Origin of the sequence: Caballeronia zhejiangensis, from assembly GCF_022879815.1 — a bacterium.
Lineage (GTDB): Bacteria > Pseudomonadota > Gammaproteobacteria > Burkholderiales > Burkholderiaceae > Caballeronia > Caballeronia zhejiangensis.
Window position 1 is genome coordinate 391,252 of record NZ_CP084283.1, and the last position, 15,857, is coordinate 407,108.

Here is a 15,857-nt window from a genome sequence, read left to right on the forward strand (position 1 = left end):
GGTATGACGATGAAAACCGAAGAGCGCAGCGCGGTGTTCGCGCTGCTCGACGATTGCGATGCGACCGCCGAAAGGCGGTCGAGTCGTTTGTACACAGACTTCGTGCGCGAACGCGTGTGCGTGAACGCGCGCGATCTCGATGCCGTTTGCGCCGAAATCGAGCGCGATCTGCAGAGCGGCCTGCATGCGCTTGTCGTCGCGGATTACGAGTTCGGACGCAATCTCCAGTTCGGTGAAATCGGGCGTGGTGAAGATCAGGCGCTTCGCGTGCTGATGTTTCGCTCGTGCGCGTTTCTGTCGCGTAAGGAAGTGAGCGCCTGGCTCGCCGATGACGACGTTGCAGGCGTCGCGGGCATTGCGCCGAGCGTCACCCGCGACGAGTTCGACAAGGCCATCGCCACGGTTCAGGAGGCGTTGAAGGAAGGCGAGTCGTATCAGATCAACTACACGTATCGGCTGAATTTCGATGTATTCGGCACGCCGCTCGCGCTGTATCGGCGATTGCGCGAGCGGCAAGCCGTGCATTTCGGCGCGTTCATCGCGTTGCCGGACGGCAGGTCGGTCGTGTCGTGCTCGCCGGAATTGTTCGTCGAGAAACATGGCGATCTGTTGCGCGCGCGGCCGATGAAAGGCACCGCGCCGCGGGATGCCGATCCCGAATCGCTGCGCCTCGACCCGAAGAATCGCGCCGAGAACGTGATGATCGTCGACTTGTTGCGCAACGACATGTCGCGCGTGGCGGTCACGGGTTCGGTCAACGTACCCGCGCTGTTCTCGGTCGAGCCGTACGCATCGGTGTGGCAGATGACGTCGACGATCGAAGCGCGCGTCATACCCGGCACGTCGTTCGCGGACATCGTGCGCGCGCTCTTTCCGTGCGGCTCGATCACCGGCGCGCCGAAGTATCGGACGATGCAACTGATCGACGAAATCGAGAGCACGCCGCGCGGGCTTTACACCGGCGCGATCGGCTGGCTCGATGCGAGCGGCGACTTCTGCATGTCGGTGGCGATTCGTACGCTCGTCATCGATGCGGCCGCGCGGCACGGCGTGCTCGGCATCGGCGCGGGCATCGTGCTCGATAGTGTCGCCGCCGACGAATACGAGGAGTGTCTGTTGAAAGCGCGTTTTCTGACGGGCGCGGATCCCGGCTTCGAACTCTTCGAGACGACATACGCGACACGCGATGAAGGCGTGCGCCATTACGCGCGCCACGTCGCGCGGTTGAAGGCGAGCGCGGCGTATCTCGGTTTCACGTTCGACGAAGCTTCGTTGCACGAGCAGACCGCGCAACATATCGCGGACTTCGAAGGCCAGAAACCGTATCGAATGCGTATCGCGCTGGCCAAGAGCGGGCGCATCACGATGACGAGCGCGCCGCTTGCGCCGTTGCCATCGGATACGGTGAACGTGCTGCTCGCTTCGGAGCGCGGATTCGCGCCGCAAAGCTCGGCCGATCCGCTGCTCAGACACAAGACGACGCGTCGCGCGGATTACGATCGTGCGTGGAAAGCCGCCGAAGCCGAAGGCGCGTTCGACATGTTGTTCGTCAACGAGCGCGGCGAGTTGACCGAGGGCGGCCGCTCGAGCGTGTTCGTGAAGCTCGACGGCGAGTGGTTCACGCCGCCCATCGATGCCGGCGTGCTGCCGGGCGTGATGCGCGCGGTGTTGATGGAAGAACTCGGCGCGCGCGAACGCGCGCTTACGCCGAACGAACTCGACAACGCGCAGAGCCTGCTGATCAGCAACGCCCTGCGCGGCGCGGTCGAAGCGCGCCTCAAGCGTTAGCCAGAATCACCACTCGGCGACGCTGCCATCCGCGTGACGCCACACCGGATTGCGCCAGCGATGGCCGACCTTCGCCATTTCGCGCACTTTCTCCTCGTTCACCTCGATTCCCAAGCCCGGCCCTTGCGGAATCGACACCATCCCGTCTTCGTACTTGAAGACTTCCGGATTCCTGATGTAATCGAGCAGGTCATTGCCCTTGTTGTAGTGAATGCCGAGGCTCTGTTCCTGGATGAACGCGTTATAGCTGACCGCATCGATCTGCAGACAGGTTGCGAGCGCGATCGGACCGAGCGGGCAGTGCAGCGCGAGCGCGACATCGTAGGCTTCGGCCATCGTCGCGATCTTGCGGCATTCGGTGAGACCGCCCGCGTGCGACGCGTCCGGCTGAATGATGTCGACGTAACCGCCCGCCAGAATGTGCTTGAAATCCCAGCGCGAGTAGAGCCGCTCGCCGAGCGCGATCGGCGTGCTCGTCTGGTTGACGATATCGCGCAGCGCCTCGACGTTTTCCGAAAGCACCGGCTCTTCGATGAACATCAGCTTGAACGGATCGAGCTCCTTCGCGAGCACTTTCGCCATCGGCTTGTGCACGCGTCCGTGAAAGTCGACGCCGATGCCCACGTTCGGCCCGACCGCTTCGCGCACCGCTTGCACGTTGTCGATCACGCCCTGAACCTTGTCGAAGGTATCGATGATCTGCAGCTCTTCCGAGCCGTTCATCTTCACGGCCTTGAAGCCGCGCTCGACCACCGCCCGCGCGTTGTTCGCGACGTCGCTCGGACGGTCGCCGCCGATCCACGAATACACCTTGATCTTGTCGCGCACCTGGCCGCCGAGCAGCGCGTGCACCGGCACGCCGTGATGCTTGCCGAGAATGTCCCACAATGCCTGATCGACGCCCGCGATCGCGCTCATGCCGATCGGGCCGCCGCGATAGAAGCCCGCGCGGTACATGACCTGCCACAAGTCTTCGACATGGCGCGGGTCCTTGCCGACGAGATAGTCGGCGAGTTCATCGACGGCTGCGGCGACCGTATGCGCGCGGCCTTCCACAACCGGCTCGCCCCAGCCCGTGATGCCCTCGTCGGTTTCGATCTTGAGGAAGCACCAGCGCGGCGGAACGATGAAGGTCTCGAGTTTCGTGATTTTCATTGAGCGTCTCCTGAAGGGTTTTACATGGTAGCAAAAAGGCGATGTCTGGGCATATTAATAGTATTATTCGCGTAAAGATTGGGACTTACGAAACATCAGTCGAATGCCCGATAATCGTGCTCAAAATATGAAGGGAGACCATCATTTACCGCGATCTGCATGGCCGTGTGACGCATGAACTGGGCATGGCGATCCTGCGCGGCGACTTTGCGCCGGGTTCGCCATTGCCGCGCGAAGCGGAACTGATGGAGCGCTTCGGCGTGAGCCGCACGGTGTTGCGCGAGTCGTTGCGCACGCTGACATCGAAAGGATTGATCGAGTCGCGGCCGAAAGTCGGTACGCGCGTGCGCGCGCAAGACGCGTGGAATCTGCTCGATGCCGACATGCTCGACTGGTACTCGCGCGTCGCGCCGCCGCTGCAATTCGCACTCAAGCTTCAGGAAATGCGCGAGATGATCGAGCCGTACGCCGCCGCGCTCGCCGCCGACAACCACGAAGAACGCACGCGCGAACGACTCACGCGCGCGCATCAGGCGATGGCGGACGCGCAGAACGTCGATGAATGGGTGCGCGCCGATCTCGACTTCCATCTGGGCGTGCTCGCCGCGTGCAGCAACGAATTGCTGATTCCGCTCGGCGCGCTGATCGAGCGCACGCTCGAAGGCCAGTTGCGCCTGAACGCGAAGCGCGCCGACGTCTACAACGCGTCGCTCGCGGAACATACGGCGGTTTTCGAAGCGATCATCGCGCGCGATTCGAACGGCGCGCGCCGCGCGATGGCCGGTCTGCTTGGTGTGACACGCGGCCGGATCGAAGGCTAGAACGCGTTCAGCGGAATCTTCAGATAGGTCGTGCCGTTGCTCGCCGCGTCGGGAAAGTGGCCCGCGCGGATATTGACCTGAATGGCGGGCAAGATGAGCGTCGGCATGCCGAGCGTCGCGTCGCGCGCCTCGCGCATCGCGACGAACTCGTCCTCGGTCTTGCCGCCGCCGACGTGGATGTTCTTCTCACGCTGCTCGCGCACCGTGGCTTGCCATTGCGGAGCGCGCGTCTCCGGCGGATAGTCGTGACACACGAAAAGCCGCGTGTCGGGATCGAGCGCGAGCAGGCGCTGAATCGATCGATACATCGCGCGGGCGTCGCCGCCCGGGAAATCGCAGCGCGCGGTGCCCAGATCCGGCATGAAGAGCGTGTCGCCGACGAACACCGCATCGCCGACGCGATACGCCATGTCGGCGGGCGTATGTCCCGGCACGAAGAGCGCGGTTGCTTCGAGCGCGCCGATCATGAACCGCTCGCCGTCGGCGAACAGATGATCGAACTGCGAGCCATCGAGCTGGAACTCGGGCTCGAGATCGAAGATCTTCTTGAACACGCCCTGCACCGTGCGTATCGACTCGCCAATTCCGATCTTCCCGCCGAGCGTGCGTTTCAGATACGGCGCCGCCGAGAGATGATCGGCGTGCGCGTGCGTCTCCAGAATCCATTCGACGGAAAGCCGCTGGTCCCGCACGAACGCGACGACCGCATCGGCGGATTTCGTCGATGTGCGCGCGGCTTTGGGATCGTAGTCGAGCACCGGATCGACGATAGCCGCGGCGGAGCCGGGCGCTTCGTAGACGACGTACGTCATCGTGCCGGTGTTGATGTCGAAGAAGGGCTGAATGATCGCTTGCACGTTGATTCCCCCGGTGCGTCACGCGATCCTGTGCTTTTGCGGCCCGGATGGATTGGGCGTGTTTGTCAGGATCGCGATACAGTGTAACCCTTTGCGCCGGGCATCGATGCGCCGGCCGTCGTCTTCGCGAAAGCTCCATCGAGAGGTTTGAATGCCGCACGTCCCGACCGCGCTCGCGTCGTCCTGGGGCGCGTGGGCCGTGTTCGTCAGCGTCCTCGCGACGCAGCTCGGCGTGCCGGTCCCCGCCGCGCCGATGCTCATTCTCGCCGGCACGCTCGTCGCCGCCGGCAACGTGCCGTTCTGGCAAATGCTCGTGGCCGCAGTGCTCGCGGTGCTCATCGCCGATTCCTTGTGGTTCACCGCGGGCCGTCTCTACGGCCGAACCTTTCTCAATTCGCTCGTGCGCTTCTCGCTGTCGATCGATACCACGCTGCGCACCGCGCGCCGATGGTTCGAGCGCTTCGGCGTGCCGCTGCTCGCGCTGTCGAAGTTCGTGCCGGGGCTCGGGCTCGTGTCGGCGCCGCTGCTCGGCACCACGCAGATCGAAGTGCGCGTCTTCGTGTTGTGGGATCTGATCGGCGCGACGGCCTGGGCGAGCTTCTGGATGCTCGGCGGCGCGGCGCTCGAGGCGCAGATCGGCCGGCTCATCGAACTGGTGCGCGCGAACGGCACGACGCTGATCGACGTGCTCGTGATCATCGCGCTCGGCTTCGTGCTGTATCGATGGATCCGGCGCGAGCAGTTTCGTCAGTGGCTCGCGAAGTATCACATCACGCCCGATCAGCTCGACGCGATGATGCACTCCGACACGCCACCCGTGATCTACGACGCGCGTCCGGCGGACATTCGCCGTCGCGAGCCGTATCGCATCGCGGGCGCGATCGCGCTCGATCTCGATTCGCCGGATCGCGTCGATCAGTTGTATGCGGAGCACGAGGTCGTCGTGTATTGCGTGTGTCCGAACGAGGCGACGGCGAAGACCATCGCGCGTCAATTGCGGGCGAAGGGCTTCAGACACGTGCGGCCGCTGAAGGGCGGGCTCGATGCGTGGGAAAAGCACGGCTATCCGACCGAGCCGATTCCGCCCGAGCACTTGCGCGCGCCCGCCGATCACGACGACATCGATCACGACATGGTGACGATCCGCGCGACCGCGCCGGAATGAGCCGACCCTAGCTGCGGCGCGCCGGCCGGTTCACGAGCGCGATGCCCGCGAGGACCATCGCGGCGGCGACCATGAAGCGCGCGGTGAAATGCTCGCCGAGCAAGAGCACGCCGAAGGTGACGCCGAAGATCGGCGTGAGAAACGAGAACACGGAAAGCCGCGACGCCATGTAGCGCGTGAGCAGCCAGAACCACGTCAGATAGCTGATGAACGCGACGACGATCGCCTGATACGCGAGACTCGCGATCGCTATGGGCGACACGGCTTCGACGTGCGTCTGCCCGATGCCCGCCGCGAGCACGAGCAGCAGAACCGCCGATACCGCCAGCTGATAGAACAGCGTCTTGCTCGCGCTCGCATGGGAGAGCGCGGACGCGCGCACGACGACCGTCGTCGCGGCCCAGAAGATGCCGGCCATGATGCCGAGCGCATCGCCAGCGATGCCTTGCAACGTCGATGCGCTATTCGGATTGCCGTGCAGAAAGCCGTCCGCGAACGCGAGCGCGATGCCGCAGAACGCGAGCACGATGCCGCTCCACTGCGTGCGCGAAAGCCGCTCGCCCGCGACGAACCAGTGCAGCCCGAGCGCGGTGAAACAGGGCGCGGTGTAGAGAAACACGGCCATGCGTGTGGCCGTCGTGAGACTCAGGCCGAAGAAGATGCAGACGAATTCGCCGCCGAACAGCACGCCCGCGAGCAGTCCGGCGGGCAGCGTGTCGTCGCGCTGAAAGAGCGGCACGCCGCGCGTGCGCGTCCAGACCCATACGAGCAATGTCGCGATCAGCGAGCGGATGCCGGCCTGCAGCATCGGCGGAATCGAGGCGTTGGCTTCCTTGATCGCGACTTGCTGGAATCCCCACGCGCCGCAGAGGGCGATCATCACGATGACGGCGGTGGCGTCGGGGGCGCGGCGCAGGGAGAGGGATGGCGAGCTCATCGGCTGTCGGTTAAGCGTGCACTGATCTGGAGCGTCGATTGTGCCAGCGAACCGCTGCGATGAACGAAAGGTCGGGACGAGCCCGTGGAGATTGCGCGCCGCGACGAGCGTGCGGCGCGCGCTTTGAAAGCGTGGATTGAGCGCGGTTCAGGAATGCTTTTCGATCAGTTCGACCTTGTAGCCGTCCGGATCTTCGACGAACGCGATCACCGTCGTGCCGCCCTTCACCGGACCGGCTTCGCGCGTCACCTTGCCGCCCGCCTGACGGATGCGCTCGCACGCATCGGCGGCGTTATCGACTTCGAGCGCGATATGACCGTAAGCCGTGCCGAGATCGTACTTGTCGGTGCCCCAGTTGTAGGTCAGTTCGAGCACGCTGTTCTCGCTTTCCGGGCCGTAGCCGACGAACGCGAGCGTGTACTTGTACTCGGTGTTTTCGCTTTGACGCAGCACATGCATGCCGAGAATGCGCGTGTAGAAATCGATGGAACGCTGCAGGTCGCCGACGCGCAGCATCGTGTGGAGGAGTCGCATGGTGGGATTCCTGTTTGTAGGTTTGCGGGGACAGGAATGAAATTGTACCGTCGGCGCTTTTTACGCGCTGACCGCGCTCACAGTGCCGGCAGCAAGTCCGGCGGATGATGCTTGAGCGTATGCCGCGCCTCGCGGAACTCGGGGAAGATCGATTCCACCGTCTGCCAGAAACGCGGGCTGTGATTCATCTCGCGCAGATGCGCCAGCTCGTGCGCGACGACGTAATCGATGATCGACATCGGAAAATGGATGAGCCGCCAGTTGAGGCGAATCTTGCCGTCGCTGGAGCAACTGCCCCAGCGCGTCGCCGCCGACGACAGCGCATACGCGCGGTACTCGACGCCGAGCTTCGCCGCATAGACCGCGAGCCGCGCACCGAAGATGCGCTTCGCTTCGCTTTGCAGCCAGCCTTGCACGCGATCCTTGATCTGCTGCGCGTCGGCGGATGCTGGCAGCGGAAGCGTGAGCACGCTGGTTTCGTCATCGAACGAAAGCGCGCTCGCAGAGTTGAGCGACACGCTGATCGTCTTGCCGAGAAACGGAAACTGCGCGCCGTCCTTCCATTCGATGCGCGGCAGCGCGCGCTGCTCCACGCGCGTCTGCCATTCGGTGAGCTTCCTGACGATCCAGTTCTGCTTGTCGAGAATCGCGCTTTCGATATCGGCGATCGTCACCCAGCGCGGCGCGGTGATCGCGAGCCCGGTTCCGTCGATGCAAAAGCCGATCGTGCGCCGCGACGAACGACGCAACCGGTATTCGAGCGCGCCCGCTTTGAGCACGATGCGACGCAGGCGCACGCCATCGGGCAGCGGTGCGGTGGGCGCGTTCGGTGCAGCGGGCGTGAGGACGGGAACGGGATCGGCGGGGGGAACATCGCCGCGCAGCGGAGCCGGTCCGTTCGCGGGCGGCGCGCCGGAGTAAGCCGGCGCATGCTCGAACGGCAGATCGAGTTGCAGGGTATCGAGCGCGACGGCGGGGCGCTGTCGCGAAGGGGCTTTCTGCATCGGCTCCGCTTTGCGCTCACGGCGCAGGAATGACGAGAAGAAAGAGTAGGGCACGCCTCGGCTCGAATCGACCGCCGCCGCGTCAGCGGCCCGCGCCCGCAGCGCCGGCTTTGGCCGGCTGCGCGTTCGACACGGCGTAAGCGTGCGGATCGATGCGGCGCATTTCCGTCTCGATCCAGCTTTCGACGCGCGCGTTCACTTCCTCGGGCGTGAGACCGGCCGTATCGATCGGCTTGCCGACCGACACCGTGACTATACCCGGATATTTGATGAACGAATTGCGTGGCCACACGTGACCGGCGTTGTGCGCGATGGGCACGACCGGCGCGCCGGTTGCAACCGCGAAGCGTGCGCCGCCGGTCTTGTACTTGCCCTGGCTGCCGACGCGTGTGCGCGTGCCTTCGGGGAACATGATGATCCACGCGCCTTCGTCCATGCGCGCGCGGCCTTGCCTGGTGACGGAGACGAAGGCGTCGCGGCCCTGCTTGCGATCGATGTGCACCATCTTCAGGAGTCCGAGCGCCCAGCCGAAGAACGGCACATAGAGCAGCTCGCGCTTGAACACGTAGCAGAGCGGCCGCGGCATCAGCGCGGGAAACGCGAGCGTCTCCCATGCGGACTGATGCTTCGACAGCAGCACGGCCGGACCATTCGGCAGGTTCTCCATGCCTTCGATCGTGTAGCGAATGCCGATCAGATGCCGCAGCACGACGATCGTCGACTTGCACCAGCCGGCGGCCATCCAGTAGCGCTTGTCGGCGCGCATGAACGGAAACGCGATGAAGCAGGCGATCGCGTACGGCACCGTGTACACGACGAAGTAAAGCATCAACAGCAACGAACGGATGAAGCGCATGGAATATCTGTTACTGAGCCGCGGCGCGATCCTGATGCCGCGCGAGGAAATCGAGCGCGAATGCGCGCAAGTCCTTGTGAACGAGGGTGCCTTCGGGCAACTGGCCTTCCTTGAGCGTCTTTTCGCCTTTGCCGGTCAGCACGAGATGCGTGGGAAAGCCGAGCGCCGCGCCCGCCTGGAGATCGCGCAAAGAATCGCCGACGACCGGCGTATCTTCCGGATCGATCTCGAAGCGGTCGATGATCTGTTGCAGCATGCCGGGCCGGGGCTTTCTGCAATCGCACTGATCTTCGGCCGTGTGCGGGCAGAAAAACACCGCGTCGATGCGCCCGCCGACGGCCGCGACCGCGCGATTCATCTTCTGATGCATTGCGTTGAGTGCGGCCATGTCGAATAGACCGCGCCCGATGCCCGACTGATTCGACGCGATCGCCACGCGATAGCCCGACTGGTTCAGCCGCGCGATCGCTTCGAGACTGCCGGGAATGGCGACCCATTCGTCCGGCGACTTGATGAAGGCATCCGAATCGACGTTGATGACGCCGTCGCGATCGAGGATGACCAGTTTGCGGTTCATGACCATGGGCGGCGTTTCTTAAGCAGCGAGCTTCGAGATGTCGGCGACGCAGTTCATCTGCTGATGCAGCGCGTTGAGCAGCGCAAGACGATTGTTGCGCAGCGCCGGGTCTTCCGCGTTCACCATCACGTCGTTGAAGAACGTATCGACGGATTCGCGCAACGCGGCGAGCGCGGTGAGCGCCTCCGTATAGTTGCGCGCGGCGAGCTGGCTTTGCACGCGCGGCGTCACTTGCTCGATCTGCGCGTACAGATCCTTCTCGGCCGCTTCGACGAGCAGTTCCTTGTCGACCACCGAAGGCGCGCCTTGCTCCGACTTCTTCAGAATGTTCGAGATGCGCTTGTTGGCCGCCGCGAGCGCCGCGGCTTCCGGCAGCGCCGCGAATTCGCGCACGGCGTCGAGGCGCGCGACGATGTCGTCGAGGCGCGTCGGGTTCAGGCTCAGGACCGCTTCGATATCGTTCGCTTCGAAGCCGCGCTCGCGCAACAGTCCGCGCAGACGATCGAGGAAGAAGGCGTAGACCGCTTCGGTCGAATCGGCGACTTGCGGCATGCCCGCGAACTGACGTTGCGCCGCGCCGACGAGATCGCGCAGATCGACCGGCAGCTTCTTTTCGAGCAGGATGCGCAGCACGCCCAGCGCGTGACGGCGCAGCGCGAACGGATCTTTCTCGCCCGTCGGCGCGAGCCCGATGCCCCAGATGCCGACGATCGTTTCGAGCTTGTCCGCGAGCGCGACCGCGGCACCGACGCCCGTCGACGGCGTTTCGTCGCCCGAGAAGCGCGGCTGATAATGCTCCGAGCACGCGAGCGCGACTTCTTCCGGCTCGCCGTCGTGACGCGCGTAGTACGTGCCCATCGTGCCTTGCAGCTCGGGGAATTCGCCGACCATGTCGGTCAGCAGATCCGCCTTCGCGAGACGCGCGGCGCGGCGCGTCAGCGCGGGATCGACCCCGACCATCGGCGCGATTTCGCCCGCGAGCGCTTCGAGACGCTCGACGCGCTGCAGCGTCGAGCCGAGCTTGTTGTGATAGACGACGTTCGCGAGCAGCGGCACGCGATCTTCGAGGCGCTTCTTCTTGTCCTGCGTAAAGAAGAACTTTGCGTCGGCGAGGCGCGGGCGCACGACGCGCTCGTTGCCTTCGACGATCTCGCCGGGCGTCTTCGTATCGATATTCGACACGATCAGAAAACGCGAGCGCAGCTTGCCGTTCTGGTCCGTGAGCGCGAAGTATTTCTGGTTCGTCTGCATCGTGAGGATCAGACATTCCTGCGGCACCTGCAGGAATTCCTCGTCGAAGCGGCATTCGTAGACGACCGGCCATTCGACGAGCGCGTTCACTTCGTCGAGCAGCGCTTCGGGCATCACGACGCGATCTTCGCCCGCAAACGCCTGCAGTTGCGTGCGGATCGATTCGCGGCGATCGTCGAAGTTCGCGACGACGCGGCCTTTGTCGAGCAGGGTGTCGGCGTAGTCGTCGGCATGAGCGATCGCGACGAAGCCTTCCGACATGAAGCGATGCCCGATGGTCGTATCGCCCGCATCGACGCCAAGCGCGCTGACCGGCACGACGTCGCGGCCGTGCATCGCGATCAGGCGCTGCACCGGACGCACGAACTGCACGCTGGTGCCGTCCGGACGCTGATACGTCATGACCTTCGGAATGGGCAGCTTGCCGAGGGTTTCGTCGAGCGCGGCTTGCAGGCCGTCGGCGAGCGTCGCGCCGGGCGCGGCGTAGCGCAGGAAGAAGGCTTCGGCCTTGCCGTCCTGCGCGCGTTCGAGTTCGGCGATGGGAAAGTCGGGGAAGCCGAGCGCCGCGAGTTTCTTCGCGAGCGGCGGCGTGGGGTTGCCTTCCTTATCGAGCGCGACCGTTACCGGCAAGACTTTCTCGCGCACCTGCTTTTCCGGCGCGACATCGCGCACATTGCGGATGAGCACGGCGAGGCGGCGCGGCGTCGCGTACTTTTCGAACGAAGGCGCGCCGTCGATGAGATCGCGCGCGGCGAGACGCTCGACGATGCCATCGGCGAAAGCGGTGCCGAGACGCGCAAGCGCTTTCGGCGGCAGTTCTTCGGTGAGCAGCTCGACGAGGAGCGAAGCGTGGTTGGATTGCGTCATTGTTCTAGCGAGCCTCGTCAAACCTGTTCGTTGTTGCTGGGTTCGCCCGGCGGCGTGCTTTCCACCTTGAGCGGCGGCGCCCATGCCGGACGCTGCGCTTCCTGCTCGTCGCTGACGAGATCGCGATCGCCCTTGACCGGATTGCCGAGCATCGGGAAGCCGAGCGCTTCGCGCGAATCGTAATAAGCCTGCGCCACGAGGCGCGACAACGCACGGATGCGGCCGATATACGCCGCGCGCTCAGTCACGGAAATGGCGCCGCGCGCATCGAGCAGATTGAACGTATGGCCGGCCTTCAGCACGAGCTCATACGCGGGTAGCGCGAGCTTCGCATCGATCATCTTCTTCGCTTCTTCTTCGTAGCTCTTGAAGAACGTGAACAGCAGATCGACGTTCGCGTGCTCGAAGTTGTACGTGGACTGCTCGACCTCGTTCTGGTGATACACGTCGCCGTAGGTGAGGCGGCGCAGTTCGCGGCCGTTCGGGCCGTCTTCTTCCCATTCGGTCCAGATGAGGTCGTACACGTTCTCGACCTTCTGCAGGTACATGGCGAGGCGTTCGAGACCGTAGGTGATTTCGCCGAGCACGGGCTTGCAGTCGATGCCGCCCGCTTGCTGGAAGTACGTGAACTGCGTCACTTCCATGCCGTTGAGCCACACTTCCCAGCCGAGTCCCCAGGCGCCGAGCGTCGGGTTCTCCCAGTCGTCCTCGACGAAGCGCACGTCGTTCTGCTTCAGATCGAAGCCGAGCGCTTCGAGCGAGCCGAGGTACAAATCGAGGATGTTTTCCGGCGCGGGCTTCAGCACGACCTGATACTGATAGTAGTGCTGCAGGCGGTTGGGATTCTCGCCATAGCGGCCGTCCTTCGGGCGGCGCGACGGTTGAACGTAGGCCGCGCGCCACGGCTCCGGGCCGATCGCGCGCAGGAACGTGTGGACGTGCGAGGTGCCTGCGCCGACTTCCATGTCGATCGGCTGGAGGAGCGCGCAGCCCTTTTCGTTCCAGTAGGACTGCAGCGTCAGAATGATTTGCTGGAAAGTGAGCATGATTGCCTTTTGCGGGCGAACGCGGCGCGGCCATCGTCGTGACGACGCGACTCGGAGGCTCGGCCGAAGTACTTAAACGGAGAATTTTAGCCGAACGGACGGGCGGGTGCGGCTTTTTGGGAGAAGGCGGGCCGCGTCGCATCGCGCGACGCGGCTTTGTTTCAGCCGATGTTCAACGCTCGCCCGAACGTTTCCGATTCGGCGCGAATGCAAACGCGAACGCCAGCAGAATCAGCGATACCGCGATCACCGTCATGTTCCCGCTCGTCACATACGGCGTGCTGCCCGACGTGCCTTGCACGCGCGCTTCGAGCACGCCCGTGGCGAACGTCGGCAGCTTCGAGATGACATCGCCGTTGGCCGCGATCGCCGCCGTCATGCCCGTGTTGGTCGCGCGCAGCATCGGCCGGCCGGTTTCCATCGACCGCATCCGTGCGATCTGCAAGTGCTGATCGAGCGCGATGGTATTACCGAACCACGCGAGATTCGTCGAGTTGATGAGAATGCCCGCGGGCGTTTCCTGCTCGCGGATCGTGCGCGCGATCTCTTCGCCGAAGATGTCCTCGTAGCAGATATCGACGGCGACCGGCTGGTTGTGCACGACGAATGCCTTCTGCGCGATCGGCCCGCGCGCGAGATCGCCGAGCGGAATGCCCATCATGCGCACGAACCAGTGAAAGCCGGGCGGCACGAATTCGCCGAAGGGCACGAGATGATGCTTGTCGTAGCGATACACGCCGTTCACATGCGGCGTGACGCCGAAGAGACTGTTGGTGAAATCGGTTGCGCGGCCATCGGGCAGAATCGTGACGCCGATCGCGCCGAAGAGAATCGACGAGTTCGTGTCGTCGGCGAAATTGCGGATCGCGACGGCGAAATCCTGCGGAATCTGCACCGACAGCACCGGCAGCGCGGTTTCCGGCGTGACGATCAGATCAGCGGGCTTCTCGGTGATGAGGCGCTTGTAGAGCGCGAGCGAGTCATCGACGCCCGACTGCTCGAACTTCATTTCCTGCTTCACGTTGCCTTGCAAGAGACGCACGTCGAGCGGTGCGTTGGCGGGCGTCGTCCATTGAACGAGCGACAGCAGCATGCCCGCGACGATCAGCGCAACCGCGACGACGCCCGGCGCGAACGCGAGCCGCCGCGTCTTGCGCAAGTGATAGACGGCCTGCACGATCAGCGCGGCGACGAGCGCGAGCACCCAGCCGACGCCGTACACGCCGACGATCGCGCTGAAGCCCTTGAGCGGACCGTCGACTTGCGCATAACCGCTCGCGAGCCAGGGAAAGCCGGTGAACACGAGGCCGCGCAGCCATTCGCCGAGCGCCCAGGCGCTCGCGAACGCGAACGCGCCGTGCCATGTCGGCGCATAGCGCGGCGATGCTTCGATGTCGCGTGCGGTGGCGGCGTCTTCATCGCCGAAGCGCGCGCGCCCCGCGACGAACGACCAGACCACGCTCGACAACGCCGGATAGATCGCGAGATACAGCGAGAACAGTGCGACGGCGGCGGCGGCGAGCGGCGCGGCCATGCCGCCGTAGACATGCATGCTGATGTAGAGCCACCACACGCCCGTCACGAAGTTGCCGAAGCCGAATGCCCAGCCCGTCGCGGCGGCGCTTTTCCAGCCGTTCGCGCGCGAGAGCCACGCGAAGAACAACGCGAACACGGCGAGCTCGATCCATCCGCCGTGCGGCGTCGGCGCGAAGGAGAGCGTATTGATCGCGCCGAGCACGGCGGCGACGAGGTAATGCCAGAACGGCAATGCGCGACGCGTATCGGGTGTCACGGAGACGTCGCGTTGACGGGAGAGAAAGCGAAACGATGAATCGGCCATTGATGACGGTCGAGATGAAACGGCAAAAGCGAGTGTAGGACTGACAGCGGGCGCCGTTCGGCTGCGGCGCCCGCGAAGCGCTTAGTCGCGCAGTTCGTCTTCGTCGTCGCCCGCGTGGTGATGTTGCTGCGCGAGATTCGGCACGCGCCGCACGAGAAGAACGTGAATCTGGCGGGCGTCGCCGCGCAGGATCTCGAACACGAAATCGTCGATGCGTACTTTTTCGCCGCGATGCGGCACGCGCCCGAAGCGATGCGTGACGAGTCCGCCGATGGTATCGACTTCTTCGTCGGAGAAATCGGTGCCGAATTCCTCGTTGAATTGCTCGATGCCGGTGAGCGCGCGCACGCGATACTTGCCGTCGGGCGTCGCGATGATATTGCCGGCTTCCTCGTCGAAGTCGTATTCGTCCTCGATGTCGCCGACGATCTGTTCGAGCACGTCCTCGATCGTGATGAGGCCGGCGACGCCGCCGTATTCATCGACGACGATCGCGATGTGATTGCGGTTCACGCGAAAGTCGTGCAGCAGTACGTTCAGACGCTTCGATTCGGGGATGAAGACGGCGGGGCGCAGCATGCCGCGCACGTCGAATTCTTCTTCGGCGTAGTAGCGCAGCAGGTCTTTCGCGAGCAGCACGCCGATGACGTTGTCGCGATTGCCTTCGTACACCGGATAGCGCGAGTGTGCTTTTTCGAGCACGAAGGGGATGAATTCCGCGGGCGTTTCCGCGATGTTGATGGCGTCCATCTGGGCGCGCGGCACCATGATGTCGCGCGCGCAGAGGTCGGACACCTGAAAGACGCCTTCGATCATCGAGAGCGAGTCGGCGTCGAGCAGGTTGCGCTCGTGCGCGTCCTGAAGCACCTCGAGAAGTTCGTCGCGCGATTCCGGCTCGTGCGAGATGAAATCGGTCAGGCGTTCGAGGAGCGAGCGCTTTTCTTGCGGTTTGTCGGTGTGGCGTCGACTGGGATAGGGATCGTTCATAGCGGAGCGCCCGGGAGTTCCCGGGCGCAGGTTAGCGGAAAGTTAAGCATACACCAAGGCAAAAAGCGGGCTGCGTGGCGCGGCGCGCATGACTTCAGCCATGCTAGCCGATAAATGTGCGAGAAGTATGTCCAGCGGAAAGCGTTGGCCGAATGGACGATGTCAGGCGCGA

14 protein-coding genes are annotated in these 15,857 nt (G+C 64.1%); 3 read left to right on the plus strand and 11 right to left on the minus strand.

The genetic code is table 11. The features are described 5' to 3' along the window. Window positions 1-9 precede the first annotated feature (9 nt). On the plus strand, window positions 10-1,788 hold the full coding sequence (gene pabB / locus LDZ23_RS01875) for an aminodeoxychorismate synthase component I (protein WP_425306890.1): 1,779 nt from the start codon (window positions 10-12) through the stop codon (window positions 1,786-1,788). A gap of 6 nt (window positions 1,789-1,794) precedes the next feature. Here pabB and dgoD read toward each other — a convergent pair whose 3' ends face one another. Continuing rightward, a complete protein-coding gene (dgoD, locus tag LDZ23_RS01880; RefSeq protein ID WP_244807694.1) occupies window positions 1,795-2,943 on the minus strand; it encodes a galactonate dehydratase in 1,149 nt (382 codons plus the stop codon). A gap of 140 nt (window positions 2,944-3,083) precedes the next feature. Between dgoD and LDZ23_RS01885 the strand changes: the two genes are divergently transcribed. Continuing rightward, window positions 3,084-3,764 (plus strand): FadR/GntR family transcriptional regulator, encoded by a 681-nt coding sequence (locus tag LDZ23_RS01885; protein WP_033536533.1) that lies wholly within the window; start codon window positions 3,084-3,086, stop codon window positions 3,762-3,764. Here LDZ23_RS01885 and LDZ23_RS01890 read toward each other — a convergent pair. After that, entirely contained in the window at window positions 3,761-4,621 is an 861-nt protein-coding gene (locus tag LDZ23_RS01890) for an MBL fold metallo-hydrolase (RefSeq protein ID WP_034470664.1), read from the minus strand. The two genes, LDZ23_RS01885 and LDZ23_RS01890, sit on opposite strands and share 4 nt — an antisense overlap. A 151-nt stretch (window positions 4,622-4,772) precedes the next feature. Between LDZ23_RS01890 and LDZ23_RS01895 the strand changes: the two genes are divergently transcribed. Then, on the plus strand, window positions 4,773-5,786 hold the full coding sequence (locus tag LDZ23_RS01895) for a DedA family protein/thiosulfate sulfurtransferase GlpE (protein ID WP_008351458.1): 1,014 nt from the start codon (window positions 4,773-4,775) through the stop codon (window positions 5,784-5,786). Window positions 5,787-5,793: 7 nt separating this feature from the next. Here LDZ23_RS01895 and LDZ23_RS01900 read toward each other — a convergent pair whose 3' ends face one another. From LDZ23_RS01900 to LDZ23_RS01940, 9 genes are all read right to left on the minus strand, one after another. Further along, a complete protein-coding gene (locus tag LDZ23_RS01900) occupies window positions 5,794-6,723 on the minus strand; it encodes a DMT family transporter (RefSeq protein ID WP_008351457.1) in 930 nt (309 codons plus the stop codon). A gap of 147 nt (window positions 6,724-6,870) precedes the next feature. Beyond that, entirely contained in the window at window positions 6,871-7,257 is a 387-nt protein-coding gene (gene gloA / locus LDZ23_RS01905; protein WP_008351454.1) for a lactoylglutathione lyase, read from the minus strand. 77 nt (window positions 7,258-7,334) lie between these two features. Further along, window positions 7,335-8,261 carry a M48 family metallopeptidase gene (locus LDZ23_RS01910; protein ID WP_034470804.1) on the minus strand — a complete coding sequence of 309 codons (927 nt, stop codon included), beginning with the start codon at window positions 8,259-8,261 and terminating at the stop codon, window positions 7,335-7,337. Window positions 8,262-8,343: 82 nt separating this feature from the next. Further along, window positions 8,344-9,117 carry a lysophospholipid acyltransferase family protein gene (locus tag LDZ23_RS01915; RefSeq protein ID WP_244807695.1) on the minus strand — a complete coding sequence of 258 codons (774 nt, stop codon included), beginning with the start codon at window positions 9,115-9,117 and terminating at the stop codon, window positions 8,344-8,346. A gap of 10 nt (window positions 9,118-9,127) precedes the next feature. Then, the gene (gmhB, locus tag LDZ23_RS01920) at window positions 9,128-9,700 is read right to left on the minus strand and encodes a D-glycero-beta-D-manno-heptose 1,7-bisphosphate 7-phosphatase (protein WP_008351447.1); all 573 of its coding nucleotides are present in this window, start codon (window positions 9,698-9,700) and stop codon (window positions 9,128-9,130) included. A gap of 12 nt (window positions 9,701-9,712) precedes the next feature. Next, window positions 9,713-11,812 carry a glycine--tRNA ligase subunit beta gene (gene glyS, locus LDZ23_RS01925; RefSeq protein WP_034470666.1) on the minus strand — a complete coding sequence of 700 codons (2,100 nt, stop codon included), beginning with the start codon at window positions 11,810-11,812 and terminating at the stop codon, window positions 9,713-9,715. Between the two features lie 17 nt (window positions 11,813-11,829). After that, a complete protein-coding gene (gene glyQ / locus LDZ23_RS01930) occupies window positions 11,830-12,858 on the minus strand; it encodes a glycine--tRNA ligase subunit alpha (RefSeq protein WP_244807696.1) in 1,029 nt (342 codons plus the stop codon). Window positions 12,859-13,030: 172 nt separating this feature from the next. Continuing rightward, window positions 13,031-14,698 carry an apolipoprotein N-acyltransferase gene (lnt, locus tag LDZ23_RS01935; RefSeq protein WP_244807697.1) on the minus strand — a complete coding sequence of 556 codons (1,668 nt, stop codon included), beginning with the start codon at window positions 14,696-14,698 and terminating at the stop codon, window positions 13,031-13,033. 81 nt (window positions 14,699-14,779) lie between these two features. Beyond that, complete coding sequence (locus LDZ23_RS01940) at window positions 14,780-15,685, minus strand: CorC family transporter (RefSeq protein WP_008351437.1); 906 nt, start codon at window positions 15,683-15,685, stop codon at window positions 14,780-14,782. Between the last annotated feature and the right edge of the window lie 172 nt (window positions 15,686-15,857).